This is a genomic window from Streptomyces enissocaesilis, from assembly GCF_039533765.1.
GTDB lineage: Bacteria > Actinomycetota > Actinomycetes > Streptomycetales > Streptomycetaceae > Streptomyces > Streptomyces enissocaesilis.
Window position 1 is genome coordinate 133,158 of sequence record NZ_BAAAUD010000010.1, and the last position, 26,706, is coordinate 159,863.

Below are 26,706 nucleotides of genomic sequence, written 5' to 3' on the forward strand. Positions count from 1 at the left end.
CGCGCTCCTGGCGAGGTGCCGTACGGCGCCGGGTGTCAGCCGGCGACCGCCCGTACACCCGCCGTGGCGGCCATCGCGGCGCCGACCACGACGAGGAAGGGGGCGCGCAGCACAAGCGCGAGCCCCGCCGCCGCGAGTCCGGCGCCCCTCGCGTCCAGCATCAGCTGCTGACCGGTGCTGAAGGTCTGCTGGGCGGTGAGCGCGGCGAGCAGGGCCACCGGCAGGAGAGCGGCCAGTCGCTTCACCAGCGGGTGTTCCAGGGCCCCTGCCGGCACCAGCAGGCCGAGCAGTTTGACGAGGTAGCAGCCGACGGCGGTGGCGCCGATCGCGATCCAGACGCTCATCGCCCCGCCTCCTTCGCGGTACGGCGCGCTCTGCGGCCCCGGGCGCAGAGCACGGCGGGCGCGGCGAGCGCGGCCAGGAGCACCGGCGCCCCCGCCGGCAGCACCGGCAGGAAGCCGAGGACCAGAAGCACCGCGAGTCCCGCGACGGCCCGCTCCATGCCGGTACGGATCATGGGCGCCAGCAGTGCGAGGAAGACGGCGGGGCCCGCGGCGTCCAGGCCCCACGCGTCGGTGTCGCCGACGGCCTCCGCGCCCAGCGCCCCGATCAGGGTGGTGAGGTTCCACAGGACGTACAGGGTCAGTCCCGTGACGGTGAAGCCGAGCCGGGCACTGCGGCGCGAGGGCTGTGCGAGCGTCACCGCCGTCGTCTCGTCGATCACCCAGTGCGCGGCGAAGGGACGTACGGAACGCGGGAGCGCCAGCAGCTGGGACAGCCGCAGCCCGTAGAAGGCGTTGCGTACGCCCAGGAAGAAGGCCCCCGCGGCGGCGGTGAACGGATTGCCGCCCGCCGCGAGCGCCCCGACGAGCGCGAACTGCGAGGCTCCGGTGAACACGAGGAGGCTGAGCGCGCACGTCTGGAGGAGGCTGAGGCCCGACCCCGCGGAGGTCACGCCGAAGGCGAAGCCGGAGAGTCCGACGGCGACGCCCACGCCGAGCGCGTCACGGACGACGGCGCTGTCCGGTTTGGCCGCGGGTGGTTCTGTACGTATCGCTGAGGATGCTGTCTGTTCTGCCACGCCCGGGACACTACGGCGGACGGCCGCGGCCGGTCTTGTACGTTCTTGCGCGCTCCCGCTGGTAGGCACCGGGCGGCACCCCGACGATCCGGGTGAAGTGGCGGTTCAGATGCGGCTGGTCGCTGAACCCGACCGCGGCGGCGGCCTCCCCGGGCGCCGTCCCGGCCTCCAGGAGCCGCCGGGCGGTGCGCACGCGCGCGTTGGTGAGCCAGGTGTGCGGCGGCATGCCGTACGCCGATCTGAACGCGCGCAGGAGCGCGAACGGACCGGTCCCGAGTTCGTGCGCCAGCTGTTCCAGGGAAGGCGGCTCGGTCATGCGCTCCTCCAGGAGGCTCTTCGCGAGGGCCGCCGTGCGGGCGCCGGCCGCGTTCGGCGCGCGTGCGGGAAGGCTCTGGCCGTGGCGGCGCAGCAGCCTGGCCACCACGATACGGAGCACGCTGTCGGCGGCGAGCGCGTTGCCCTCCTCGGCCGCCCGGTGGACCGCGCGGATGAGCCGCGCGGTGTCGGCGTCCTCGACGATGGTCTCCGCGAAACCGGCCGTTCCGCGCAGGCTCGTCGTCTCGTCGGCGATGCCGGCGACCACCTGCGCCGAGGGGTACAAGGTGGCGTACGACCAGCCCTCGGGCACACCGGCGCGGGCGGAGTGCGGCACCTCCGGGTTGATCATGACGACGGTGCCGGGGCGGGCCTTGATCGTGCCCTGCGGCATGACCACGTCCTCGATCCCGCGGAGGACCGCGCCGAAGACGAACCCCTCATGGCTGTGGCGCGAGAAGGAGTGGCGCACATAGCGGGCCCGCAGCAGGTCGAGGCCGGGCACCCCGGGGTACTGCCAGTGCCTCGCCCACTCCTCCTTCCGGACAGCCGTCTCCCGGGTCTGCCCCGCCTCCTCGACCTCTCCCGAATCCCTGGCCTCCTCCGTCTCTTGGACCTCACGAGCCTTTCGCTCCTCCGTCGCCATAAAGCCATTCTGCGCTCCTTCCACACGCCGCTGACCTGCATATCCACGTCCTGGACACCCGTTGTCAGTGGTCGGGTGCACGATGGTGGGCATGGCCAGGACTGCGCTCGACTCCTTCTCCCCCGCGACCCGCGGCTGGTTCACGGGTGCCTTCAGCGCGCCCACCGCGGCGCAGGAAGGTGCCTGGCAGGCCATCTCCGAGGGGTCCGACGTCCTGGTCGTGGCCCCGACCGGTTCCGGAAAAACCCTGGCCGCCTTTCTCGCCGCCCTCGACGACCTGGCGTCCAAGCCCCCGCCCGCGGACCCCAGGCAGCGCTGCCGCGTGCTGTACGTATCACCGCTCAAGGCCCTCGCGGTCGACGTCGAGCGCAACCTCCGCAGCCCGCTCACCGGCATCCGGCAGGAGTCTGTACGCCTCGGGCTGGCCGAACCGGACGTGCGGGTCGGCATCCGCTCCGGCGACACCCCTGCCGCCGAGCGGCGGTCGCTGGCGACCAAGCCGCCGGACATCCTCATCACCACGCCCGAGTCGCTGTTCCTGATGCTCACGTCCGCCGCGCGTGACGCCCTGGCCGGCATCGAGACGGTGATCCTGGACGAGGTGCATGCCGTCGCGGGGACCAAGCGCGGCGCGCATCTCGCCGTGTCCCTGGAGCGGCTGGACGAGCTGCTGCCGCGGCCTGCCCGCCGGATCGGCCTGTCGGCGACGGTCCGGCCGGTGGACGAGGTCGCCCGCTTCCTCTCCCCCCGGCGCCGGGCCGCGATCGTCCAGCCGCCCTCGGGCAAGGAGTTCGACCTGTCGGTGGTCGTCCCCGTGGAGGATCTGGGCGAGCTGGGCGGCGCTCCGGCCAAGGAGGGGGACGACGCGGGCGACAAGCCGTCGATCTGGCCCCATGTGGAGGAGCGCATCGCCGATCTCGTCCAGGCCCACCGCTCGACGATCGTCTTCGTGAACTCCCGCCGCCTCGCCGAGCGCCTGTGCAACCGGCTCAACGAGATCGCGTACGAACGGGCCACCGGCGAACCTCTGCCGGAACACCACTCCCCCGCCGAGCTCATGGCCGAGTCCGGCGCCGCCAGGGGTGCTCCGCCCCTGCTCGCCCGCGCCCACCACGGCTCGGTCTCCAAGGAGCAGCGCGCCCAGGTCGAGGAGGACCTCAAGGCGGGCCGGCTGCCCGCAGTCGTCGCCACCTCCAGCCTGGAGCTCGGCATCGACATGGGCGCGGTGGATCTGGTCGTCCAGGTCGAGTCACCGCCGTCCGTCGCCTCGGGCCTCCAGCGCGTCGGCCGCGCGGGACACCAGGTCGGCGCGGTCTCCACCGGTGTCGTCTTCCCGAAGTACCGGGGCGACCTGGTCCAGTCGGCCGTCGTCACCGAGCGCATGCGCAGCGGTGCCATCGAGGCCCTGCGCGTCCCCGCCAACCCGCTCGACGTCCTGGCGCAGCAGCTCGTCGCCATGGTCGCCCTCGACACCTGGCAGGCCGACGACCTGCTCACCGTCGTCCGCCGTGCGGCCCCTTTCGCCTCCCTCCCGGAGTCCGCCTTCACGGCGGTCCTCGACATGCTCGCGGGCCGCTACCCGTCCGACGCCTTCGCCGAACTCCGCCCCCGCGTCGTCTGGGACCGCATCGCCGGTACGGTCACGGGCCGCCCCGGCGCGCAGCGTCTCGCCGTCACCTCCGGCGGCACCATCCCCGACCGCGGTCTCTTCGGCGTCTTCCTGGCCGGAGCCGACCCCAAGAGGGGCGGCGGCCGCGTCGGCGAGCTCGACGAGGAGATGGTCTACGAATCCCGGGTGGGCGATGTCTTCACCCTCGGCACCACCTCGTGGCGGATCGAGGACATCACGCGCGACCGCGTGCTGGTCTCCCCCGCCCCCGGCGTCCCCGGCCGACTGCCCTTCTGGAAGGGCGACCAGCTGGGCCGCCCCCTCGAACTGGGCCGCGCGCTCGGCGCGTTCCTCCGTGAGGTCGGCTCGCTCACCCCCGAGGCGGCCCGGCTGCGCCTGGCCGCCGCCGGACTCGACGACTGGGCCGCCGACAACGTCCTGACCTACCTCGACGAGCAGCGCCGTGCCGCCGGTCATGTCCCGGACGACCGCACCATCGTCGTGGAACGGTTCCGTGACGAGCTGGGCGACTGGCGCGTCGTCATCCACTCCCCTTTCGGCGCCCAGGTGCACGCCCCCTGGGCACTGGCGCTCGGCACCCGCCTGACCGAGCGGTACGGCATGGACGCCCAGGTCATGCACGCCGACGACGGCATCGTGCTGCGCCTGCCCGACGCCGATCTGATGGGCCTCGACCTCCTCGACGACCAACCGTCCCGGCAGAGCACGGCGTTCGACAGCGACCAGGCCCCGCTGGGCGCCGCGGACGTCGTCTTCGACAAAGGCGAGGTCAACCAGGTCGTCACCGACCAGGTCGGCGGCTCCGCGCTCTTCGCCGCCCGATTCCGCGAGTGCGCCGCCCGCGCCCTGCTGCTGCCGCGCCGCAGCCCCGGCAAGCGCACACCGTTGTGGCAGCAGCGCCAGCGCGCCTCCCAGCTGCTCCAGGTCGCCTCGGAGTTCGGCTCGTTCCCGATCGTCCTGGAAGCCGTGCGGGAGTGCCTCCAGGACGTCTTCGACGTGCCGGGCCTCACCGAGCTCATGGGCGACATCGAATCCCGCCGCGTCCGGCTCGTCGAAGTCACCACCCCCGAGCCGTCCCCCTTCGCCCGCTCCCTCCTCTTCGGTTACGTCGCCCAGTTCCTGTACGAGGGCGACTCGCCCCTCGCCGAGCGGCGCGCCGCCGCGCTCTCCCTGGACTCCCGGCTCCTGGCGGAGCTGCTCGGCCAGGCGGAGCTGCGCGAACTCCTCGACCCAGGCGTCCTGACCGAGCTGGAGCAGGAACTCCAGTGGCTCGCCGAAGACCGCCGTGTCAAGGACACCGAGGGCGTCGCCGACGCACTGCGGGTCCTGGGCCCGCTCACCGACCCGGAGCTGGCGGCGCGCGGCGCCGAACCCGGGTGGGCCGAAGACCTTTCGGCCGCCCGCCGGGCCATCCGCGTCCGTATCGCGGGGGCGGACCACTGGGCGGCCGTCGAAGACGCGGGGCGGCTGCGCGACGCGCTGGGCACCGCGCTCCCCGTCGGTGTACCGGAGGCGTTCACCGAGCCGGTCAAGGACCCGCTCGGTGATCTGCTGGCCCGTTTCGCCCGCACCCACGGTCCCTTCACCTCAGCCACGGCCGCCGCGCGCTTCGGACTGGGCGCGGCGGTGACGGACGGGGCCCTGCAACGCCTCGCCGCGGACGGCCGGGTCGTGCAGGGCGAGTTCCACCCGGCCGGAATCGGCCAGGAGTGGTGCGACGCGACGGTGCTGCGCCGCCTGAGGCGCCGGTCCCTCGCCGCCCTGCGCCATGAGCTGGAGCCGGTTCCGCCCGCCGCGCTCGCCACGTTCCTCCCCCAGTGGCAGCACCTGGGCAGCAGCAGTCTGCGCGGCATCGACGGACTGGTGCGCGCGGTCGAGCAGGTGCAGGGCGCCTCCGTCCCCGCCTCCGCGCTCGAAAAGCTCGTCCTGCCGTCCCGCGTAGCGGGCTACTCTCCCGCCATGCTCGACGAGCTCACCACCACCGGCGAGGTCCTGTGGGCCGGATCGGGCGCCCTGCCCGGAAAGGACGGCTGGGTGTCCCTCTACCTCGCCGACGCGGCCCCCCTGCTCCTCCCCCAGCCGCACCCCCTCGACCTCACAGCGCTCCACGAGTCCGTCCTCACCGCCCTCTCCGGCGGGTACGGCCTGTTCTTCCGCCAGGTCGCCGACCAGGTCCGCGCCACCACCCACCCCGACTGCACCGACCCCCAGCTGGCCGACGCCCTCTGGGAGCTCGCCTGGTCCGGCCGCCTCACCAACGACACACTCGCCCCCCTGCGCGCCCTCCTCGGCTCGGGCCGTACGGCGGGCTCCACCGCCCACCGCGCCACACGCACGGTCCCACGCGGGCGTTACGGCACCCTCGGCGCGGCCGCCCGCCCCGCCGCCCGCACCGGCCCGCCCACGGTCTCCGGCCGCTGGTCCCTGCTCCCCGCCCGCGAGCCGGATCCGACCCACCGCGCCCACGCGCTCGCCCGTACGCTGCTCGACCGGCACGGCGTGGTCACGCGCGGCGCGGTCGCCGCCGAGGGCGTCGAGGGCGGCTTCTCGGCGACGTACCGCATCCTGGCCGCGTTCGAGGACAGCGGCCAGGCGCGCCGCGGTTACGTCGTGGAGGGCCTCGGCGCCGCCCAGTTCGCGATGGACGGGGCGGTCGACCGGCTGCGCGCGGCGGCCACCGCGCGCGAACGCGCCGACACTGACTCCCCGCACCGCGCGGTGGTCCTGGCCGCCGCCGACCCGGCCAACGCGTACGGCGCGGCCCTGCCCTGGCCCGAACCGCCGTCCGGCGCGGGCCACAAACCCGGCCGCAAAGCCGGAGCCCTGGTCGTCCTCGTCGACGGCGAGCTGACCCTCTACATGGAGCGCGGCGGAAAGACCCTGCTGGCCTGGCCCACCGACCCGGACGACCCGTCGGCCTCGGACCCCCGTCTCAGCGCGGCGGCCGAAGCCCTGGCGACGGCAGCCCGGCGGGGCGCCCTGGGCACGGTCACGGTGGAACGCACCAACGGCGTCCCCGCCCTGACCTCCCCCCTGGGCCGGACCCTCGAAGCGGCAGGTTTCCACCCCACCCCCAGGGGACTGCGCCTCCGCCCCTGACCCACCGCCCGCCTCACGCCCACCCCACGTCCCCCACCCCGCATCATGGACACATGCCCGAAGGAGACTCCGTCTGGCAGGCCGCCCAGCGTCTGCACACCGCCCTCGCCGGACACACCCTCACCCGCACCGACCTCCGCGTCCCCCGGTTCGCCACCGCCGATCTGACCGGTCGTACCGTCCTGGACGTCACCCCTCGCGGCAAGCACCTCCTCACCCGCGTCGAGGGCGGACTCACCCTCCACTCCCACCTCCGGATGGACGGCGCCTGGAAGATCTACACCCCCGGCGAACGATGGCGCGGCGGGCCCGCCCACGAGATCCGCGCCGTCCTCGCCACCGCCGGGCACACCGCCGTGGGCTACCGCCTTCCGGTGCTCGAGCTGATCCGGACCCGCGACGAAGCCGGCGTCGTCGGTCACCTCGGCCCCGACCTCCTGGGCCCGGACTGGGACGCCGGCGAAGCACTCCGCCGTCTCCTGGCGGACCCCGCCCGCCCCCTCGGCGAAGCCCTTCTCGACCAGCGCAACCTCGCCGGCATCGGCAACATCTACAAGTCGGAGCTGTGCTTCTTCGCCCGCGTGACCCCCTGGCTGCCCGTCGGCGCGCTTCCCGCCCCGGAACGCCTGGTCGCTGCCGCCAAGCGCGTCCTGGAGGCCAACCGGGACCACCCGGGACGCCGCCGCACCACCCTGCCCGCCCTCACCGCACCTCTCTACGTGTACGGCCGCTCCGGCCGCCCCTGCCTGCGCTGCGGCACTCCGGTCCGCCAGGCCGACCAGGGCGACGGCAGCCGCCTCCGCCCCACCTACTGGTGCCCCCGCTGTCAGTCCGGCCCGACCCCCTGACCAGCGTGCCCCCTGCCCGGCGCGACGCGCTCGAACCGCCGCACCCGGAGCCACACACCCGGACCCGCCTGACCGAAGCCACGCATCCGAATCGCGCACGCGGTTCTCCGCGCCCGCCCTCGGGCACCTCCGGGCTCAGGGCGGCGGGCCAGGCCCTCCGCCCGGACGGCGGCGTCGCAATGCCCTGGCCACCGCCAGCGGCCACGCCCCGGCAACCCCGCCCGGCCCCGGTATGCGCCCGTGCCCCCGCGAACGCTCCGGTTCCACACCGGCCGCGGCCGCCGGCACCACATGGACCGGCAGCAGGCTCAGCCCCCAGCCGCCCGCCGCCACCACGCCCTCGACGGCCCCCGCCTGCTCCGGCAGCAGCACGATCCGCAGTACGGCCCACCACCACACCACGCCGAGCACACACACCAGCGGAAGAACAAGCAGCGCCCCGCGTCCACGGAAGCCGCGCCATGCCATGGCTGCCTCCTCCGACCGACGCGCCAGGCGCCAGACGCTAGACGGGTCCCCCCGCACGGCGGGAGGGCGCACCGGAAGCACACCCGGCGCACCCACCCGCCCCGGACGCCACCCTGACGGCCCTCAGCCCTACGCGGTCTCCGCCCGGAACATCCAGGCGTGCTTCTCGAGGTCCGCGGTCAGCCCGATGATGATGTCCTGGCTCACCGGATCCGGCTCGCCGGTCGCCTCGACCCGCTCCCGCATGCGCCCCACCACGACACCGAGCGCGTCCACCAGGATCCGCACGGCGTCCACATCCTTGATCCATCCCGACGGCACCTCCGGGATCGCCGTCGCCCGCGCCACACTCGCGGACCGCCCGTCCGGATTGACGCCCAGCGCCGAGGCCCGCTCGGCGACCGAGTCGGAGTGCAGCCTCGCCGTGTCGACCACCTCGTCGAGCTGCAGATGTACGGACCGGAATCGCGGCCCCACCACGTTCCAGTGGACCTGCTTGGCCACCAGTGAGAGATCCACCAGGTCCACGAGCGCGCCCTGCAGGGCCTCGCCCACCGCCTTGAGATCCGCCTCGGGCAGGGTGCTCTTCACGACAGACATCCGTTTCCTCCTCGGGAACCGACGAACCGACCCTTCGCGATCCTCCCCACCATGGCACATACGCCCCAAAACGGTCACTTCGAGACAGGAAAGAGCCCCGGAGGTCCTTGAGGACCCACCGGGGCTCGTCCGCACATCTCAGGCCGCGATCAGGCGACGCAACCACGCACCACGCTCAGGCGGCGACCACATCCACCGCTTCCGCGGGTGCCGTGATCGTCACTCGTTCCTGTGGCACGCCTGCCACTGTCGTCACCGAAACGGAATTGAGCATCGGGCGTACCGGTGGACGCACCGGCTCGCTCGCGGCCGACTCCGCCAGCTCGGCCAGCGACAACTCATCACTCACTTCGCGCATGAGCTCGGACATCCGTACGTCAAGCGCGTCGCAGATAGCGGAGAGCAGTTCGGAGGAAGCCTCCTTCTGCCCCCGCTCCACCTCGGATAGATAGCCGAGTGAGACTCGGGCGGACGAGGAGACTTCGCGCAGAGTACGGCCCTGGCGTTGGCGCTGCCGACGCAGCACGTCACCAAGCAGGCGACGGAGCAGAATCATCGGTGGCTCCCTCCTCGGACCGCGTAGCCGCATCCTTCACGCCCCACCGTACCGCCTTGCGCTGCGGCCGTGCGGGGAGCGATGTCGTGTTCACTCAGGGCTGCAAACATCAATTCCCCCCGTTCTGTTCCGTATCCTGTGCCCGCGCATTTTCCTTCAGTTCGTCGGAGAGCAGGGTCAACGCGCTCCGTACGCTCTCCCTACGGATTACCGTCCGGTCCCCGTTCAACCTCAACGGGGCGACTTTCCGGGCGCCGTCCGGCCCCGCGACCGCCACGAAGACCGTTCCGACAGGCTTCCCGTCCTGCCCCTCGGGCCCCGCGACACCCGTGGTCGCGATCCCCCAGCCCGCTCCGAGCATCTGCCGCACCCCGGCCGCCATCTGCCGCGCGACCTCAGGATCCACGGCCCCGCGCTGCTCCAGAAGAGCCGCGTCGACCCCGAGGACGTCCCGCTTCAGGTCCGTGGAGTACGCCGTGACGGACCCGCGGAAGACCCGCGAGGCGCCGGGTACGGACGTCAGCTCGGCCGCCACCAGGCCACCGGTGAGCGATTCGGCGACGGCGAGCGTCTCGCCCCGCCCGGCCAGCAGCTCCAGCACCTCGGCCGCAGCAGCCCCAGCGCTCACCCCGGCCCCGCCGGCTTCACCAGCCGCAGCATCATCCACCGCACCAGCCGCATCCCCGACAAAACCCTCCGTCACCGGGACACCCCCGCGGCGATCCCGGCCCGCCGCAGCACCACGGCCTGGCGCACGTAGTCGAGCCCGGTCACCACCGTCAGCACGACCGCCGCCGCCATCACCCAGAACCGCAGCGTCGCGAGCGGCCCGGTCAGCGCCAGTACGTACATCCCGACCGCCACGCCCTGCATGAGCGTCTTCATCTTGCCGCCGCGGCTGGCCGGAATGACCCCGTGCCTGATCACCCAGAAGCGCAGCACCGTGATGCCCAGCTCCCGGAAGAGAATGACGCCCGTCACCCACCACGGCAGGTCCCCGAGCGCCGACAGGCAGATCAGCGCCGCGCCCATGATCGCCTTGTCGGCGATCGGGTCGGCGATCTTCCCGAAGTCGGTGACCAGGTTGTACGTACGGGCCAGGTGCCCGTCGAAGATGTCGGTGATCATCGCGACGGCGAAGGCCGCCCACGCCCACGCGCGCCAGGCCGGGTCGTACCCGCCGTCCTGGAGCATCAGCATCACGAAGCCGGGCACGAGCACCAGCCGCATCATGGTCAGGATGTTCGCGATGTTCCACAGGCTGGCCTGATTGACGGCCGCAGCGCCCAGCTTGCCGCCGGGCGCCGGCTTCGCGCCGGTTCCGCCCGCGGCGGATGCCGGGACTCCGGTCATCTGCCTGCCTCCTCGTCGGGTGTCCGGGAGTCGCCTCCCAGAAGGCCGTAGGGTTCCGCCACCAGGTCCACGCCCTCGGCGGCGACCACCTTCGCCATGACCATACGGCCGACCGCAAGCCCCTGACCCGTCGTGAAGAGCACCTGACCGTCCGTCTCGGGCGCCTGGTGCGCCGCCCGGCCCACCGCGCCGTCCTCGCCGTCGACCGACTCGACCAGCACCTCGACCGTCTCGCCGAGCCGCTCCTCGGCCCGCTGGGCGGTCAGCTCGTCGGCGAGGCGCGAGATGTGCTCAAGACGCTCGGCGATGACGTCGGCGTCCAGCTTGTTCTCGTACGTGACCGCCTCGGTGCCCTCCTCGTCGGAGTACCCGAAGACGCCGATCGCGTCCAGTCGCGCGCCCGTGAGGAAGCGCTCCAGCTCGCCGAGGTCCGCCTCGCTCTCGCCGGGGAACCCGACGATGAAGTTGGACCGCACACCGGCCTGCGGCGCCTTGCTGCGGATCGTCTCCAGCAGCTCCAGGAAGCGGTCGGTGTCACCGAAGCGCCGCATCGAGCGCAGCACACGGGCCGCCGAGTGCTGGAAGGACAGGTCGAAGTACGGCGCGATCTTCGGCGTGGACGTCAGTACGTCGATCAGGCCGGGCCGCATCTCCGCGGGCTGCAGGTAGCTGACCCGTACCCGCTCGATGCCGTCGACCTCCGCCAGCTCCGGCAGCAGGGTCTCCAGGAGCCGGATGTCGCCGAGGTCCTTGCCGTACGACGTGTTGTTCTCGGAGACCAGCATGACCTCCTTGACGCCCTGCTCGGCCAGCCAGCGCGTCTCTCCCAGCACGTCCGAGGGGCGGCGCGAAATGAACGATCCGCGGAACGACGGAATGGCGCAGAAGGAACACCTGCGGTCGCACCCGGACGCGAGCTTCACGGAGGCGACAGGGCTCTTCCCGAGACGCTGCCGCAGCGGCGCACGCGGCCCCGATGCCGGCGCGAGGCCGTCGGGCAGGTCCTCGGGAGGCGTGTCCTGTGCGTGCCCGGGCAGGGCCACGTCGGGGGCGCCCTGACGCTCGGCGGGGCTGATGGGCAGCAGCTTGCGCCGGTCGCGCGGGGTGTGGGAGGCGTGGATGCCGCCGTTGAGGATGGTCTGGAGGCGGTCGGAGATGTCGGCGTAGTCGTCGAATCCGAGTACGCCGTCGGCCTCGGGCAGCGCCTCCGCCAGCTCCTTGCCGTACCGCTCGGCCATGCAGCCCACGGCGACGACGGCCTGGGTCCTGCCATGGTCCTTCAGATCGTTGGCTTCCAGCAGGGCGTCGACGGAGTCCTTCTTGGCGGCTTCGACGAATCCACAGGTGTTGACGACGGCGACATCCGCGTCCGAGGCGTCCTCTACGAGGTGCCAGCCGTCCGCTGCCAAGCGGCCTGCCAGCTCCTCCGAGTCCACCTCATTACGGGCGCAGCCGAGAGTGACAAGGGCGACGGTGCGGCGTTCGGGCATGGACTCAAGACTACTTTGTCCCGGCGCGCGCCCCCGCCCCGAGGGTTCGCCGGGGCCGGGGCCCGGAATTCCGGGCCCCGGCCCCGGCCGTCCTGCCCCTGTTCCTGCCCGGCCTGCGGTCAGCCGACGCCGACCCCCGGGTCGCCCCTCGTGTAGGTCAGCCGCTGGACCTGCCCCGCCTCGAACTTGTTCCCGACCTCCTTGCCGTTCACGAACAGCTGCATCGCCCCGGCGTCACCGAGCACGAGGTCGATCTTCTCCTTGTCCGTGAAGGTCTTGGACTCGCCCTGGAGCAGGAGGCCGTCGAAGAGCAGCCTGCCGTTGTGGTCCTTCGCCGAGATCCAGCTCTTGCCCTCCTTGGCGGTGAGGGCGACCGTCACCTGGTCGGGCGGGACCGCCGCGATGGCGCTGTCCGACGGGTCGGGCTTGGGGTCGGCGGGCTTGGTGGGGGTGGGCTTGCCGGCCGGCTTCCCGGTGGCGGGCTTGGAGCCGTCGGCGACGTCCACCGAGCCGCCGCTGCCGTCGTTGCCGTTGAAGAGCGTGAAACCCACGAAGCCGACGACGGCGACGATGGCGGCGACCATCGCCGCGGTCCAGTTGGGGCGGCGCGACTCGGGTCGGATCCGTTCCGCCTCGAAGAGCGGTGCCGCGGGCGTGGGCGCGGGACGCCCGCCGTGCGCGGCGTCGTACTGCGCGACCAGGGCATCGGGATCGAGACCGACGGCGCGGGCGAGCGTACGGATGTGTCCGCGGGCGTACACGTCGCCGCCGCAGCGGCTGAAGTCGTCCTGCTCGATCGCGTGCACGATGGGGATGCGCACCCGGGTCGAGCCACTGACTTCGTCGACCGTCAGGCCTGCGGCCACACGGGCCTGCTGGAGTGCGCGTCCGATCATGGGCCGGTCGTCTTCGATCGAAGGCCGGTCGTCTTCGGGGGATCTGCCGATGGACACGGGGGCGCCTTTCGAGCGTGAGCCACCTGCTGGCTGTTCAGTCTAGGGGGGGTACGAAAGCCCGGGGCAACTGGGAGGGCGGACTTTGTACGCCATCAGAACCGTCTGACAGCCCGATGGTGACACCATTTGCCCCTCCCTCCCATCAACTGGACGTATGAACAACAGAAACGGTTGCCCACCGCCCTCTTACGGGTGAGCGTCCCCTCGGATCACCGCGAGCACCCCGTCCAGTTCATCCGGTTTCACCAGTACGTCGCGTGCCTTGGAACCTTCACTGGGCCCGACGATGTTCCGGGACTCCATCAGGTCCATGAGCCTGCCCGCCTTCGCGAAACCGACACGCAGCTTCCGCTGGAGCATCGAGGTCGAGCCGAACTGCGTGGACACCACCAGCTCGGCCGCCTGGCACAGGAGGTCCAGGTCGTCGCCGATGTCCTCGTCGATGTCCTTCTTCTTCGCCGTCCCGACCACGACGTCGTCCCTGAAGACCGGCGCCATCTGGTCCTTGCAGTGCTGGACGATCGCCGCGACCTCGTCCTCCGTCACGAAAGCGCCCTGCATACGGGTCGGTTTGTTGGCGCCCATCGGCAGGAAGAGGCCGTCGCCCTTGCCGATCAGCTTCTCGGCGCCCGGCTGGTCGAGGATGACCCGGCTGTCCGCGAGCGAGGACGTCGCGAAGGCCAGCCGCGAAGGCACGTTCGCCTTGATCAGGCCGGTGACGACGTCCACGGAAGGACGCTGGGTGGCGAGCACCAGATGAATACCCGCGGCGCGGGCCAACTGGGTGATGCGGACGATGGAGTCCTCGACGTCACGCGGCGCGACCATCATCAGGTCCGCGAGCTCGTCGACGATCACGAGCAGGTACGGGTACGGCGACAGCTCCCGCTCACTGCCCTCCGGCGGCTTCGCCTTCCCGCTGCGCACCGCCTGGTTGAAGTCGTCGATGTGCCGGTAGCCGTACGCCGCCAGGTCGTCGTAGCGCAGGTCCATTTCCCGTACGACCCACTGGAGCGCCTCGGCGGCCCGCTTGGGGTTGGTGATGATCGGCGTGATCAGGTGCGGGATGCCCTCGTACGCCGTGAGCTCGACCCGCTTCGGGTCGACCAGCACCATCCGTACGTCCTCGGGGGTCGCCCGCACCATGACCGAGGTGATCAGACAGTTGATGCAGGAGGACTTTCCGGACCCGGTGGCACCCGCGACCAGGACGTGCGGCATCTTTGCGAGGTTGGCCATCTCGTAGCCGCCCTCGACGTTCTTGCCGAGCGCGACGAGCATCGGATGGTCGTCCTCGGCGGCGTCCGCGAGCCTCAGCACGTCACCCAGCTTGACCATCTCGCGGTCGCTGTTCGGGATCTCGATGCCGACGGCGGACTTGCCGGGGATCGGGCTGATGATGCGGACGTCCGGACTGGCGACGGCGTACGCGATGTTCTTGGCGAGCGCCGTGATCCGCTCGACCTTCACGGCCGGGCCCAGCTCCACCTCGTACCGCGTGACCGTCGGTCCCCGGGTGAAGCCGGTGACGGCCGCGTCGACCTTGAACTCCGTGAAGACGTTCGTCAGTGAGGCGACGACGGCGTCGTTGGCGGCGCTGCGCGTCTTGCCGGGGCCGCCGCGCTCCAGCAGGTCCAGCGAGGGCAGGGAGTAGGTGATGTCGCCGGCGAGCCGGAGCTGCTCGGCGCGGGGCGGCAGCGGCTGGGGCTCCGCGGGGGGCGCCTTGGTCAGGTCCGCCACCTCCCCCCCGGAGCCGGACGCGGAAGCGGACGCCGAACCGGAACCCGGTCCGGAAGCCTTCGCGCGCTCCGCCCTCCCGGTCCCCGCGCGCGCGGGCGGAACGGCGGCGGAGCGCTCGGTGGAGACGCCCTGCGTCAGGTCCGCCACGAGCGCCGAGGGCGGCAGTCCGTTCAGTACGGCGCCGTCCAGCGCGGCAGCGGCGGCAGCGGCCACGTCCACGGCGTCCATGGAACGCGCGGACGCGGGCTGCGCGGAGGGTGTGGCAGAGGGCCTGCGGGGCCGGCGGCGCGTGAGCGCCTCCTCCTCGGCGAGGTCCGCGTCGTAGGCCGCGGGCGCTTCGCCCCGGCGCCCGGCCGAGCGGCGCGCGCCGGCCGGGAGCGCCTGGCGCCACTGCTCGTCGTACCGCTCGTCGTCCTCGAACTCCTCCGGCGGCATCGGGAGGATCCCCAGCATGATGCCGAGCTGCCGCAGCCGCTGCGGGATGGCGTTGACCGGAGTGGCGGTGACGACCAGCAGCCCGAAGACGGTGAGCAGCAGCAGAAGAGGTACGGCGAGGACGCTGCCCATGGTGAAGACCAGCGGCGCGGAAGCGGCCCAGCCGATCAGACCGCCGGCGGCCCTCAGCACCTCGATGCCGTCGTCGCGTGCGGGCGACCCGCACGCGATGTGGACCTGCCCGAGAACGCCGACGACGAGGGCGGAGAGCCCGATCACGATCCGGCCGTTGGCCTCGGGCTTCTCCGGATGCAGGATCAGCCGTACGGCGACGGCGCCCAGCAGTATCGGCACCAGCAGGTCGAGCCGCCCGAAGGCACCGGTCACCAGCATCTCGACGAGGTCGCCGACCGGGCCGTGCAACTGTGCCCAGGTGCCGGCGGCGACGACCAGCGCGAGTGCGAGCAGGAGCAGGGCCACGCCGTCCTTGCGGTGCGCCGGGTCGAGCCCCTGCGCGCCACGCCCTATTCCGCGGAACATCGCGCCCACGCCGTGCGCCGTCCCCAGCCAGAGGGCGCGGACGAGCCGGTACACGCCCGCGGTGGGAGACGGCGCCGCCTTGGGGGCGGGTCTGGCCGCCGCCTTCTTCGCGGGCGCCTTCTTCACGGGCACCTTTTTGACCGGTGGGGACTTCTTCGCAGCGGTCTTCTTGACGGGCGCCGCTTTCTTCGCGACGCCGGTGGTACGGCCGGCGCGCGGCTTCGCGGTGCCCGCCGTGCCCTGGGAGCCCTTGCCGGACGTACGTGAGGCCATGGTGGTGAGGTTACCGGTGCGGGCCGCGACGGACACGCGTGCCCACCGCTTCACCCGTTCGTGTCGTGGAGCGAGAAGCCGGAAACTGACGTTCCCTCACGGGACTCCGCCGCGCCCGGTCTCAGTTCTGCGAAGGGAAGGGGGGCGCAGCGCCGTTGGTGCCCGGCTCGAGCGCGTCGAGCGCCCGGCGCAGACCGGTGAGCTTGCGCTCCAGGTGAGCCGCCGTGGCGACGGCCGCGGCGTCCGCGGACTCGTCGTCGAGCTGCTTGGAGAGCGCCTCTGCCTGCTCCTCGACCGCCGCGAGGCGCGCCGAGAGCTCGGCGAGGAGACCGGCGGGCTCCCGCGTGTCGCCCATCCCGCCCGCCTGGCCGCCGCCCTCCAGCTGGAGGCGCAGCAGCGCGGCCTGCTCACGCAGTTGGCAGTTCTTCATGTACAGCTCGACGAAGACCGAGACCTTGGCGCGCAGCACCCACGGGTCGAACGGCTTGGAGATGTAGTCCACGGCACCCGCCGCGTAACCCCGGAAGGTGTGGTGCGGGCCGTGGTTGATGGCGGTGAGGAAGATGATCGGGATGTCCCGGGTCCGCTCTCGCCGCTTGATGTGCGCGGCGGTCTCGAAACCGTCCATGCCCGGCATCTGGACGTCCAGCAGAATGACCGCGAAGTCGTCTGTCAGCAGCGCTTTGAGCGCTTCCTCCCCTGACGATGCCCGTACCAGTGTCTGATCCAGCGCAGAGAGGATGGCCTCCAGCGCCAACAGATTCTCCGGCCGGTCATCGACCAGGAGGATCTTGGCCTTCTGCACCATGGCCCGCCCTCCTCGCCCCGGCAGTGCACCGGGCGCCGCCCCAGGGAACGACTCTCTTGCGTCGCCCGTCCTTGTGCCGGTCATGGTAGCCGCACCCCGCCTGTCGCCACACCCTGTCACCGCGATGTCACTGTGCACGTAGCAGAAACGCGGTGGGAGACCAGAAGGTTCCCCGTATACCGCCGGCTCACACGCCTTCGGCCACAGCCAGTCAACAACCCGTCGGGTTTCATACAGCTTACGATCACTCTCCACGCATCCACTGCTCCATCACCGAGAGCAGATGATCGGGATCGACCGGCTTCGTAACGTAGTCGGAAGCGCCGGACTCGATGGCCTTCTCCCGGTCGCCCTTCATCGCCTTCGCCGTCAGCGCGATGATCGGCAGTCCGGCGAACTGCGGCATCCTGCGGATCGCCGTCGTCGTCGCGTAGCCGTCCATCTCCGGCATCATGATGTCCATCAGCACGAGCGTCACGTCGTCGTGCTGTTCCATGACTTCGATGCCCTCCCGGCCGTTCTCCGCGTACAGCACGGAGAGCCCGTGCTGCTCCAGCACGCTCGTGAGCGCGAAGACGTTGCGGATGTCGTCGTCGACGATCAGCACCTTCTCGTTGTCGAACATGATGCCGCGACGCGGCTCGGGCGCCGCCGCCTCCTGTCCGCTCTCGGGCCGGGGCTCCTGGGGGGCCGCCTGTGCCTGCACCGCGGCCGCGGGCTGACCGGACTGCCCCGGCAGCGCGGACCGCTGCTCGGCGGCGCCCACCGCCTTGCGGCGGCGCCGGAACAGCCCGGCGGGACCGGTCTGCGGGGCGGAGGGCAGCCGGACGGGGCCGGTGTCGGTCGGCAGTTCTCCATCGGCCGCCGCGGCGGCGGCGCGCAGCGGCTCCATGCCGCCGGGCGTGAGCTGCGGGTAGCCCTGCGGCGGCAGCTCGCTCGGGTGCAGCGGCAGGTAGAGCGTGAACGTCGAGCCGCGGCCCGGCTCGCTCGCCGCGTGGATCTCGCCGCCCAGCAGCCTGGCGATCTCCCGGCTGATGGACAGTCCGAGACCCGTGCCTCCGTACTTCCTGCTGGTGGTCCCGTCGGCCTGCTTGAACGCCTCGAAGATCACCCGCATCTTGCTGGCCGCGATCCCGATGCCGGTGTCGGTGACCGAGAAGGCGATGAGATCGGCGTCCGCGTCGCGCAGCGAGCCGGCCTCCAGCAGCTGCTCACGGATGGCGTCCGGTACGTCGGCGTTGGCCGGCCGGATGACGAGCTCGACGGCCCCCGTGTCGGTGAACTTCACCGCGTTGGACAGGAGGTTGCGCAGCACCTGCAGCAGCCGCTGCTCGTCCGTGTGCAGCGTCGCGGGCAGCTCCGGGGACACCCGTACCGAGAAGTCGAGTCCCTTCTCGGCGGTGAGCGGCCTGAAGGTCGCCTCCACGTAGTCGACGAGCTGGACCAGCGCGATCCGGGTCGGGCTGACGTCCATCTTGCCCGCCTCGACCTTCGACAGGTCGAGGATGTCGTTGATCAGCTGGAGCAGGTCGGAGCCGGCGCCGTGGATCGTCTCGGCGAACTCCACCTGCTTCGGGGAGAGGTTGCCCTCCGCGTTGTCCGCGAGCAGCTTCGCCAGGATGAGCAGGGAGTTGAGCGGCGTACGCAGCTCGTGCGACATGTTCGCCAGGAACTCCGACTTGTAGCGCATCGAGACCGCGAGCTGCTCGGCGCGCTCCTCCAGGACCTGCCGGGCCTCTTCGATCTCGGTGTTCTTCACCTCGATGTCGCGATTCTGCCGGGCCAGCAGCTCGGCCTTCTCCTCCAGTTCGGCGTTGGACTCCTGAAGGGCCTTCTGCCGGTTCTCCAACTCCGCGGAACGCTCCCGCAGTTGCTCGGTCAGCTCCTGCGACTGCTCCAGCAGCACCTCGGTCTTCGTATTGACGCTGATGGTGTTGACGCTGGTCGCGATCATCTCGGCGATCTGGTTGAGGAAGTCCTTCTGGATCTGGGTGAAGGGCTGGAAGGACGCCAGCTCGATCACGCCGAGGACCTTCCCCTCGAAGAGCACCGGCAGCACGATCACATGCGCGGGAGGCGCCTCGCCGAGTCCGGAGGAGATCTTGAGGTAACCCGGCGGCACGTTGTCCACCAGGATGGTGCGCTTCTCCTCCGCCGCCGTGCCGATGAGCGTCTCACCGGGCTTGAAGGAGGTCGGCATGGAGCCCGCCGAGTAGCCGTAGCTGCCGCGCATGCGCAGCTCGTACGGGCTGTCCTCGTCCGCCCCCACCTCGGCCGTGCCGCGCGTCGACAGGGCCAGGAAGAACGCGCCGTGCTGCGCCGAGACCACCGGCGTGAGCTCGCTCATGATCAGCGAGGCCACGTCGTCGAGATCGCGGCGGCCCTGCATCAGACCCGAGATACGGGCCAGGTTGCCCTTGAGCCAGTCCTGCTCCTTGTTGGCGAGGGTGGTGTCGCGCAGGTTGGCGATCATCGTGTTGATGTTGTCCTGGAGGACCTGGATCTCGCCGCGCGCATCGACATCGATCTTGAGATTGAGGTCGCCGCGGGTCACCGCGGTGGCCACCGCCGCGATGGCGCGTACCTGCCGGGTCAGGTTCCCGGCCATCTCGTTCACGGACTCGGTCAGGTCGCGCCAGGTGCCGTCCACGTCGCGTACGCGCGCCTGGCCGCCCAGCTGGCCGTCCGTACCCACCTCACGGGCGACCCGCGTCACCTGGTCGGCGAACGACGACAGCTGGTCCACCATCGTGTTGATCGTGGTCTTGAGCTCCAGGATCTCGCCGCGCGCGTCGATGTCGATCTTCTTGGTCAGGTCGCCCTTGGCGATGGCGGTGGTGACCATGGCGATCTGGCGGACCTGTCCGGTCAGGTTCGACGCCATCGAGTTCACGGACTCGGTGAGGTCCTTCCACGTACCGGAGACGCCAGGGACGCGCGCCTGGCCGCCCAGCTCTCCTTCCGTACCCACCTCGCGGGCCACGCGCGTGACCTCGTCGGCGAACGACGACAGCGTCGTCACCATGGTGTTGACGGTGTCGGCGAGCTGCGCGACCTCGCCGCGCGCCTCGACCGTCACCTTCTTCGTCAGATCGCCGTTGGCGACCGCCGCCGAGACCTGCGAGATGTTCCGCACCTGCGACGTCAGGTTGTTGGCCATCAGGTTGACGTTGTCGCTGAGGTCCTTCCAGATGCCGGTGACCCCGCGCACCCTGGCCTGACCGCCGAGGATGCCCTCGGTGCCCACTTCACGGGCGACCCTCGTCACCTCGTCGGCGAACGACGACAGCTGGTCGACCATCGTGTTGACGGTCGTCACCAGTTCCAGGATCTCGCCCTTGGCGTCGACGGTGATCTTCTTCGACAGGTCGCCCTTGGCGACCGCCGTCGTCACCTCGGCGATGTTGCGCACCTGTGAAGTCAGGTTGTTCGCCATGAAGTTGACGGACTGGGTGAGGTCCTTCCACGTACCGCTGACGCCCTGGACCTCCGCCTGGCCGCCCAGGATGCCCTCGGTGCCCACCTCGCGGGCCACCCGGGTCACCTGCTCGGCGAAGTTCGACAGCTGGTCCACCATCGTGTTGAGGGTGTTCTTCAGCTCCAGGATCTCGCCGCGCGCGTCCACGTCGATCTTCTGCGACAGGTCACCGCGGGCCACCGCGGTCGCGACCTGCGCGATGTTGCGGACCTGGGCGGTGAGGTTCCCGGCCATGCCGTTCACGGAGTCCGTCAGATCGCGCCATACGCCGGCGACGCCCGGCACCTGCGCCTGCCCGCCCAGCCGGCCGTCCGTACCCACCTCGCGGGCCACCCGGGTCACCTGCTCGGCGAACGACGACAGCTGGTCCACCATCGTGTTGATCGTGTTCTTCAGCTCCAGGATCTCGCCGCGCGCGTCCACGTCGATCTTCTGCGACAGGTCACCGCGGGCCACCGCGGTCGTCACCTGGGCGATCTGCCGTACCTGAGACGTCAGGTTGCCCGCCATGAAGTTGACGGAGTCGGTCAGCTCCTTCCACGTACCGCTGACGCCGTCCACCCGCGCCTGGCCGCCGAGACGTCCCTCCGTACCCACGTCACGCGCCATCCGCGTCACCTGGTCGGCGAACGACGACAGCTGGTCCACCATCGTGTTGACGGTGTTCTTCAGCTCCAGCATCTCGCCGGAGACGTCGACCGTGACCTTCTGCGACAGATCGCCGTTGGCCACCGCCGTGGTCACCTGCGCGATGTTGCGCACCTGCCCGGTCAGGTTCCGGAACGCCGTGTTGACGGAGTCCGTCAGGTCCTTCCAGGTCCCCGCCGCGCCCGGCACCTGCGCCTGCCCGCCCAGCAGGCCCTCGACGCCGACCTCCCGCGCCACCCGCGTCACTTCGGAGCCGAAGGACTGGAGCTGGTCCACCATGGTGTTCACGGTGTTCTTCAGCTCCAGCATCTCGCCGGCGACGTCGACCGTGACCTTCTGCGTCATGTCACCGTTGGCCACCGCCGTCGTGACCTGCGCGATGTCCCGCACCTGCGTCGTGAGGTTCCGGAAGACCGTGTTGACGGAGTCCGTCAGGTCCTTCCAGGTCCCCGCCGCGCCCGGCACCTGCGCCTGCCCGCCCAGCAGACCCTCGCCGCCGACCTCGCTCGCCACCCGCGTGACCTCGTCCGCGAACGTACGGAGCGTCTCGGTCATCTGGTTGATCGTCTCGGCCAGCTGGGCGACCTCGCCCCGCGCGCTCACCGTGACCTTGCGCGACAGATCACCATTGGCGACCGCCGTGGTCACCTCGGCGATCCCCCGCACCTGCGCGGTCAGGTTCCCCGCCATCAGGTTGACGGAGTCCGTCAGGTCCTTCCACACACCCGCGACACCGGGCACCTGGGCCTGACCGCCCAGCTCGCCCTCCGTACCCACCTCACGCGCGACACGGGTCACCTCGGAGGAGAACGACGACAGCTGGTCGACCATCGTGTTGACGGTGTTCTTCAGCTGGAGCATCTCGCCGGCCACATGCACGGTGACCTTGCGTGACAGGTCGCCCTTGGCGACCGCCGTCGTGACGAGAGCAATGTCACGCACCTGGGCCGTGAGCCGGTACGCCATGGTGTTGACGGAATCCGTCAGATCTTTCCATGAACCGGACATACCGCGCACCTGGGCCTGGCCGCCCAGTTTGCCCTCGGTGCCCACCTCGAGCGCGACACGGGTCACCTCGTCCGTGAACGCCGACAACTGGTCGACCAGGTTGTTGACCGTACGCCCGACCTTCAGGAACTCACCACGCAGCGGATGCCCGGCGCCCTCCGCGCCGTCGCCCCCCTGCGTCCGCAGTTCCATCCGCTGATCGAGATCACCGTCCGCCACCGCGGACAGCACCCGCCCGACCTCGGAGACAGGCCGCGCGAGATCATCCACCAGGGCGTTCGACGCGTCGATCGCGGTCGCCCAGGAGCCCTCGCAGGCCCCCGTCTCCAGCCTCTCGGCCAGCTTCCCCTCGCGTCCGACCATGCGCCGCACCCGGGCGATCTCGCCGGTCAGATGCAGATTCCGGTCGGCGACCTCGTTGAAGACAGCGGCGATCTCGGCCATCACCCCGTCGCCCGAGACCGTCAGGCGTTTACGGAAATTGCCGTCCCGCATCGTCACAAGGGCCTGCAGCAGCCTGTTCAGGGCCGCCGTGTCCACTTCGGTTGTCCCATTGTTCCGGGACCGTCCGCCTTTTGCGCGCGTGCTGGTGCTCCGCGCGGCTGCGCCAGACTCCACCGTGTCCCTCCCGCAGGGGTCGACCGTACTCACCGGGCTGTGCCCGAAACACTCCCAGTGTTTCACCCTGGCCGAACCAGGCCATAACAGTTCGGCAGCTTCGCACACCCCTCCCCGCACTCCCGGGGCGGAAACACCGGTGACCGGCATCCGCACGGGCACCGAAGGTAAGTAACCTGGTTTCCGGCTGACCAGCCGCCCCGGTCCGCCCGGCGGGGGCGGTGACGCGAGATCCACCACCGGGCACCGGAGGGGCGGGCCGATCATGGCAGAGCCGGGCGTCGAGACGCGTACGAGGAGTTCTGTGATCACCGCGCGGGCGGCTGCCAGCTTCGACCCCGTGGGACGGTCCGTCGCGACCGCCCGCGCTTTTGTCAGGGACACCCTCCAGGGGTGGGGCTACGCCGACATCGTGGACGACGCCGTCGTCCTCACCAGCGAGCTCGTCACGAACGCGGTGGTGCACGCCGGCACCACCGCCGACGTGCTCTGTCTGCGTACGGACGACGGCGTCCGCGTCGAAGTCGGCGACCGCTACCCCGAGCGCGAGGTCCCGCTCCAGGGCACGGCCCAGTCCTTCGGCAGCCCCGACCGCGAAGGAGGCCGCGGCCTGCTGCTGTGCGCCGCCCTCGCCGCCCGCTGGGGTGTCGAGTACGCACCCACCCGCAAACACGTCTGGTTCCAACTGGACCTCCCCCAGCGCCCGGTGGGCATCCGCTCCGCCGGCCCCGTCCTTCCCGTCGAGCTTCTCCCGGTCGCCGACGGCCGCATCCGCGTAGCCGTCGTCCAGATCGACCGCTCCGGCGCGATCAACGCCTGGAACGAGGACGCGGAAGAGCTCTTCGGATACGCCGCCGAGCAGGTCACCGGCAAGCAGCTCACCGACTTCGCCGCCTGGCCGCACAGCCCCGGCATGGCCACCGGCATCGCGGACGCCCTCCAGCTCTCCCGCTGGGAAGGCAGCTACGGCGTCCGCTGCGCCGACGGCCGCACCCTCGCCGTCTACGCCTCCCACCTCCGCGTACGGGACACGTCCGGCGAGCCCTCCACCGTCTGCCTCCTGGTACGCGACTTCGAACGCGCGGTGATCCAGTCCCCTCAGCGCACCCCCTCCGACAGCATCGGCGGCCCCCTCTCCGAGGGCCGCACGGCGGATCCCTTCGAGGTCTTCATCGGCTCCCCCGCCCCCGACGACCTCGACGGGCTCCTCCAGCGCACCGTCGAGCGCTCCCGGGACATGCTGGACGCCGACTCCGCCTTCCTGCTCCTCGCCACCGACGACGAGACCGAGCTGGAGGTACGGGCCACCACCGGCCTGCCCTCCGCCCGCCAGCGCTTCGCCCGCGTCCCCGTGGAGGCCGGCACCGGCCGCTACGGCTCCGCCCGCATGCCCGCCGTCCACGAGGACCTCACGGCCGTCCCGGGGGCCGTCCCGCTCCTCAACGGCACCGGCATGCGCTCGGTCGTCACCGTCCCCCTCAAGGTCGAGGGCCGCCTCACCGGCTCACTCGGCGTCGCCGCCGAAGCCCCCGGCCGCTATTCGAACGAAGACGCCCTGCGCCTCCAGTTCGCCGCCGACCGCATCGCGCTCGCCGTCGAATCGGCCCGCCTCGGCGAGCTGGAGCGCCTCCGCCGGGGATCGCTCTCCTTCCTCGTCGAAGCCTCCGACCTCCTGGCCGGCACGCTCGACCGCGACCAGACCCTCGCCCTGATGGCACAGATGACGGTCCCCACCCTCGCCACCTGGTGCGCCGTCTACACCATCGCCGACCAGTCCTCCGAGCCGTACCTCTCATTCGTACTCCACGAGGACGAGGAGCGCATCGACGGCCTCAAGGCCCTGCTCTCCAAGATCGCCCCTCCGGAGCCGGTCCCGACCCCCGGCGCCCGCATCTGGGCGGCCCCCGGCGAAGCCGCCCACCAGGCGGCACTCCGTACGTCGATGCGCAGCCTCGGCCTCGGCTCCACCCCGCACCTGGGCTCGGGCATCGGCACCACACTCGCCACGGCGGCAGCGGTCGGCGGCGAGACGGTCGTACTCCCCCTGGTGGCCCGCAACCGCGTCATCGGCATGCTGACCCTCGGCAAACCCACCGACGACCACTTCCGCCAGGAGATCCTCGAACTCGCCGAGGACCTCTCCCGCCGCGCTGCGCTCGCCCTGGACAACGCACGGCTGTACTCCGAACGCATGGCCATCAGCCAGTCCCTCCAGCGCAGCCTGCTCCCCCCGGAGCTCCCGCACGTCCCGAACGTCGAGGTCGAAGTCATCTACCGAGCGGCGGGCGAGGGCAACGAGGTCGGCGGCGACTTCTACGACCTCTTCCCGATCCGCGACGGCGCGTACGGCTTCGCCATCGGCGACGTCTGCGGTACGGGCCCCGAGGCCGCCGCCGTCACCGGCCTCGCCCGTCACGCCCTGCGCCTCCTCGCCCGAGAAGGTTTCGGCGGCCCCGCCGTCCTGGAACGCCTCAACGCGGCGATCCTCGACGAGGGCGCCCGCAGCCGCTTCCTGACACTCCTGTACGGCGAGCTGTGGCCCCAGGAGGACGGCAGCGCCGTTCTCAAGGTCGTCTGCGCGGGCCACCCCCTCCCCCTGCGCCTGCGCCCGGACGGCACGGTCGAACCGGCCGCCGAACCCCAGCCGCTCCTCGGCGTCATGGAGGACCTGGAGCTGTACGAGGAGATGGTCACCCTCGACCCCGGTGACGTACTCCTGTGCGTCACCGACGGCGTCACCGAGCGCCGCGAAGGCACCCGCATGCTCGGCGACGACGGCCTGGCCGAGGTTCTGGCGACCTGTACGGGCCTGACGGCCGGCGCGGTCGCCTCCCGCATCCTGCGCGCCGTGGAGCGCTTCGCCGCGGAACCGGCCTCCGACGACATGGCCATCCTCGCCATGCGCGTCCCGATGCCGCACGCCCCCCTGTAGCAAGTAGGGGAGTACGCGGAAGGCCCCCGCCAACCGGCGGGGGCCTTCCGCGTGTTGAGCCCCAATACGGAATCGAACCGTAGACCTTCTCCTTACCATGGAGACGCTCTACCGACTGAGCTATTGGGGCCTGCGCTGCGCTGCGGCAACGGGGTAAAGCATACCCGAATCCGAAGGTGTTCCGAACACACCACTCCTCCGGGCAGGGCGGCGGACACGGCCGAACCGGAAGTCCGCGTCAACGCGACCGTCCTGGTGGCGGAGTTCTTCGCCCACCACCCCGATACCCCCCAGAACAAATGCCCTAGAAGGCCGGTTGAAGAAGCCCGCCGAGCGCGTTGCAGGCAGCAACGACGCGCTGGAGATCCCTGCGCGACAGCGGCCCGCCGACGGGCAGCGCGAGCGTCTCGTCGGCGGCGCGCTCGGTCTCGGGCAGACAGACCTCCTGCCGGAAGGCATGCATCCGGTGTACGGGCGTCTTCACGGGCACCTGACACTCCACCCCCCTGCGTCGCACAGCGCGGGCGAAGGCGTCACGGTCGGGCCGCCCGTTCCCGGGAACCCGGACGACGTACTCCTGATACGTATGCCCCGCACACGCTCCCGGGGTCCGCACCCCGGTGAGCCGCCGGTCCAGGTAAGCCGCCCGCACCTGCCGCTGAGCCAGCACACTCCGATCAGGCCGGCCGTCCCCCTCACGGTGCTCCACCACAAGAAGCCCCCGCCGACGCCCGAGCTCCTGCAAGGGCCGCACGCCGGCCAGGTACCCGAATCGCGGTACGGCGACAATGGCGGCCGTACGCGACGTCAGGGCAGCCTCAGCAGCCTCCGGATCCAGGCAGTACGTCGCCTCGTCGATGTCAGCGAAAACGGGCCGGGCACCAACAGCCAGCACAGCCTCGGCCACCTCGACGTTCCCGTACGCCGACACGATGACCTCGTCGCCGGCACCGACACCCGCGGACTTCAGCATTCCGATCGTCCCCATGTCTGGGGATGTTCGTCGTACAACGTGAACACCAAGTAACAAGGCATAAAAAAACGCTGGTCTCTGAACCGAAGTTCAGAAACCAGCGTTGAATGATTGTTCGGCGGTGTCCTACTCTCCCACAGGGTCCCCCCTGCAGTACCATCGGCGCTGAAAGGCTTAGCTTCCGGGTTCGGAATGTAACCGGGCGTTTCCC

Annotated in this window: 17 protein-coding genes, 1 tRNA gene and 1 rRNA gene; 3 read left to right on the plus strand and 16 right to left on the minus strand. The window is 71.1% G+C overall.

The annotated features are described in order from the left end of the window. Positions 1–35: 35 nt before the first annotated feature. Genes ABD374_RS03920 through ABD374_RS03930 form a run of 3 tightly spaced genes read right to left on the minus strand, consistent with a single transcriptional unit; the run spans position 36 to position 2,042 of the window. Positions 36–344 carry an AzlD domain-containing protein gene (locus ABD374_RS03920; RefSeq protein ID WP_344490618.1) on the minus strand — a complete coding sequence of 103 codons (309 nt, stop codon included), beginning with the start codon at positions 342–344 and terminating at the stop codon, positions 36–38. Further along, positions 341–1,081: an AzlC family ABC transporter permease gene (locus ABD374_RS03925; protein WP_344490621.1), complete on the minus strand. Its 741-nt coding sequence runs from the start codon at positions 1,079–1,081 to the stop codon at positions 341–343. Before ABD374_RS03925 ends, ABD374_RS03920 begins: the two co-directional genes overlap by 4 nt. 10 nt (positions 1,082–1,091) lie before the next feature. Next, a complete protein-coding gene (locus ABD374_RS03930) occupies positions 1,092–2,042 on the minus strand; it encodes an AraC family ligand binding domain-containing protein (RefSeq protein WP_344490624.1) in 951 nt (316 codons plus the stop codon). Positions 2,043–2,133: 91 nt separating this feature from the next. Between ABD374_RS03930 and ABD374_RS03935 the strand changes: the two genes are divergently transcribed. Continuing rightward, positions 2,134–6,771, plus strand: a complete 4,638-nt coding sequence (locus ABD374_RS03935; RefSeq protein WP_344490627.1) for an ATP-dependent helicase — start codon at positions 2,134–2,136, stop codon at positions 6,769–6,771. Positions 6,772–6,824: 53 nt separating this feature from the next. Beyond that, the gene (locus tag ABD374_RS03940) at positions 6,825–7,619 is read left to right on the plus strand and encodes an Fpg/Nei family DNA glycosylase (protein WP_344490630.1); all 795 of its coding nucleotides are present in this window, start codon (positions 6,825–6,827) and stop codon (positions 7,617–7,619) included. A 135-nt stretch (positions 7,620–7,754) separates the two neighbouring features. On the opposite strand, the gene ABD374_RS03945 is transcribed toward ABD374_RS03940, so the two are convergent. The 10 genes from ABD374_RS03945 to ABD374_RS03990 all read right to left on the minus strand — a co-directional run bounded on the left by ABD374_RS03945 (position 7,755) and on the right by ABD374_RS03990 (position 22,590). Continuing rightward, positions 7,755–8,087 carry a hypothetical protein gene (locus ABD374_RS03945; protein WP_344490633.1) on the minus strand — a complete coding sequence of 111 codons (333 nt, stop codon included), beginning with the start codon at positions 8,085–8,087 and terminating at the stop codon, positions 7,755–7,757. 129 nt (positions 8,088–8,216) lie between these two features. Next, a complete protein-coding gene (locus ABD374_RS03950) occupies positions 8,217–8,687 on the minus strand; it encodes a Dps family protein (RefSeq protein ID WP_344490636.1) in 471 nt (156 codons plus the stop codon). A 175-nt stretch (positions 8,688–8,862) separates the two neighbouring features. Next, positions 8,863–9,243 (minus strand): helix-turn-helix domain-containing protein, encoded by a 381-nt coding sequence (locus tag ABD374_RS03955; protein WP_344490639.1) that lies wholly within the window; start codon positions 9,241–9,243, stop codon positions 8,863–8,865. Between the two features lie 109 nt (positions 9,244–9,352). Continuing rightward, a complete protein-coding gene (locus ABD374_RS03960) occupies positions 9,353–9,871 on the minus strand; it encodes a CinA family protein (protein WP_344490642.1) in 519 nt (172 codons plus the stop codon). A gap of 71 nt (positions 9,872–9,942) precedes the next feature. After that, the gene (pgsA, locus tag ABD374_RS03965) at positions 9,943–10,596 is read right to left on the minus strand and encodes a CDP-diacylglycerol--glycerol-3-phosphate 3-phosphatidyltransferase (RefSeq protein WP_344490646.1); all 654 of its coding nucleotides are present in this window, start codon (positions 10,594–10,596) and stop codon (positions 9,943–9,945) included. Next, positions 10,593–12,086: a 30S ribosomal protein S12 methylthiotransferase RimO gene (gene rimO, locus ABD374_RS03970; RefSeq protein ID WP_344490649.1), complete on the minus strand. Its 1,494-nt coding sequence runs from the start codon at positions 12,084–12,086 to the stop codon at positions 10,593–10,595. The genes pgsA and rimO overlap by 4 nt, the downstream gene beginning before the upstream one ends. Before the next feature lie 119 nt (positions 12,087–12,205). Continuing rightward, a complete protein-coding gene (locus ABD374_RS03975) occupies positions 12,206–13,039 on the minus strand; it encodes a helix-turn-helix domain-containing protein (RefSeq protein WP_344490652.1) in 834 nt (277 codons plus the stop codon). Positions 13,040–13,228: 189 nt separating this feature from the next. After that, positions 13,229–16,030, minus strand: coding sequence for a DNA translocase FtsK (locus tag ABD374_RS03980; protein WP_344490655.1), 2,802 nt, complete (start codon positions 16,028–16,030; stop codon positions 13,229–13,231). Positions 16,031–16,151: 121 nt separating this feature from the next. Beyond that, entirely contained in the window at positions 16,152–16,838 is a 687-nt protein-coding gene (locus tag ABD374_RS03985; protein ID WP_344490658.1) for a response regulator, read from the minus strand. Between the two features lie 244 nt (positions 16,839–17,082). Next, complete coding sequence (locus ABD374_RS03990) at positions 17,083–22,590, minus strand: HAMP domain-containing protein (RefSeq protein WP_344490661.1); 5,508 nt, start codon at positions 22,588–22,590, stop codon at positions 17,083–17,085. Between the two features lie 265 nt (positions 22,591–22,855). Between ABD374_RS03990 and ABD374_RS03995 the strand changes: the two genes are divergently transcribed. Beyond that, positions 22,856–25,522: a SpoIIE family protein phosphatase gene (locus ABD374_RS03995; RefSeq protein ID WP_344490664.1), complete on the plus strand. Its 2,667-nt coding sequence runs from the start codon at positions 22,856–22,858 to the stop codon at positions 25,520–25,522. Positions 25,523–25,579: 57 nt separating this feature from the next. Here the strand turns inward: ABD374_RS03995 and ABD374_RS04000 are convergent. The 3 genes from ABD374_RS04000 to rrf all read right to left on the minus strand — a co-directional run. Beyond that, a tRNA-Thr gene (locus ABD374_RS04000) sits at positions 25,580–25,652 on the minus strand. Between the two features lie 174 nt (positions 25,653–25,826). Continuing rightward, entirely contained in the window at positions 25,827–26,495 is a 669-nt protein-coding gene (locus ABD374_RS04005; RefSeq protein ID WP_344490692.1) for a DegT/DnrJ/EryC1/StrS family aminotransferase, read from the minus strand. A 113-nt stretch (positions 26,496–26,608) separates the two neighbouring features. Beyond that, positions 26,609–26,706, minus strand: a 5S ribosomal RNA gene (rrf, locus tag ABD374_RS04010); the annotation flags it as partial.

What these genes read in the sequence shown, in the direction of transcription:
- ABD374_RS03955 (WP_344490639.1), bottom strand. Translation starts at nt 9,243, where the DNA reads ATGATTCTGCTCCGTCGCCTGCTTGGTGACGTGCTGCGTCGGCAGCGC.
- ABD374_RS03980 (WP_344490655.1), bottom strand. Translation starts at nt 16,030, where the DNA reads ATGGCCTCACGTACGTCCGGCAAGGGCTCCCAGGGCACGGCGGGCACC.
- pgsA (WP_344490646.1), bottom strand. Translation starts at nt 10,596, where the DNA reads ATGACCGGAGTCCCGGCATCCGCCGCGGGCGGAACCGGCGCGAAGCCG.
- ABD374_RS03930 (WP_344490624.1), bottom strand. Translation starts at nt 2,042, where the DNA reads ATGGCGACGGAGGAGCGAAAGGCTCGTGAGGTCCAAGAGACGGAGGAG.
- ABD374_RS03935 (WP_344490627.1), top strand. Translation starts at nt 2,134, where the DNA reads ATGGCCAGGACTGCGCTCGACTCCTTCTCCCCCGCGACCCGCGGCTGG.
- ABD374_RS03945 (WP_344490633.1), bottom strand. Translation starts at nt 8,087, where the DNA reads ATGGCATGGCGCGGCTTCCGTGGACGCGGGGCGCTGCTTGTTCTTCCG.
- ABD374_RS04005 (WP_344490692.1), bottom strand. Translation starts at nt 26,495, where the DNA reads ATGCTGAAGTCCGCGGGTGTCGGTGCCGGCGACGAGGTCATCGTGTCG.
- ABD374_RS03995 (WP_344490664.1), top strand. Translation starts at nt 22,856, where the DNA reads ATGGCAGAGCCGGGCGTCGAGACGCGTACGAGGAGTTCTGTGATCACC.
- ABD374_RS03920 (WP_344490618.1), bottom strand. Translation starts at nt 344, where the DNA reads ATGAGCGTCTGGATCGCGATCGGCGCCACCGCCGTCGGCTGCTACCTC.
- ABD374_RS03985 (WP_344490658.1), bottom strand. Translation starts at nt 16,838, where the DNA reads ATGGTGCAGAAGGCCAAGATCCTCCTGGTCGATGACCGGCCGGAGAAT.
- rimO (WP_344490649.1), bottom strand. Translation starts at nt 12,086, where the DNA reads ATGCCCGAACGCCGCACCGTCGCCCTTGTCACTCTCGGCTGCGCCCGT.
- ABD374_RS03950 (WP_344490636.1), bottom strand. Translation starts at nt 8,687, where the DNA reads ATGTCTGTCGTGAAGAGCACCCTGCCCGAGGCGGATCTCAAGGCGGTG.
- ABD374_RS03940 (WP_344490630.1), top strand. Translation starts at nt 6,825, where the DNA reads ATGCCCGAAGGAGACTCCGTCTGGCAGGCCGCCCAGCGTCTGCACACC.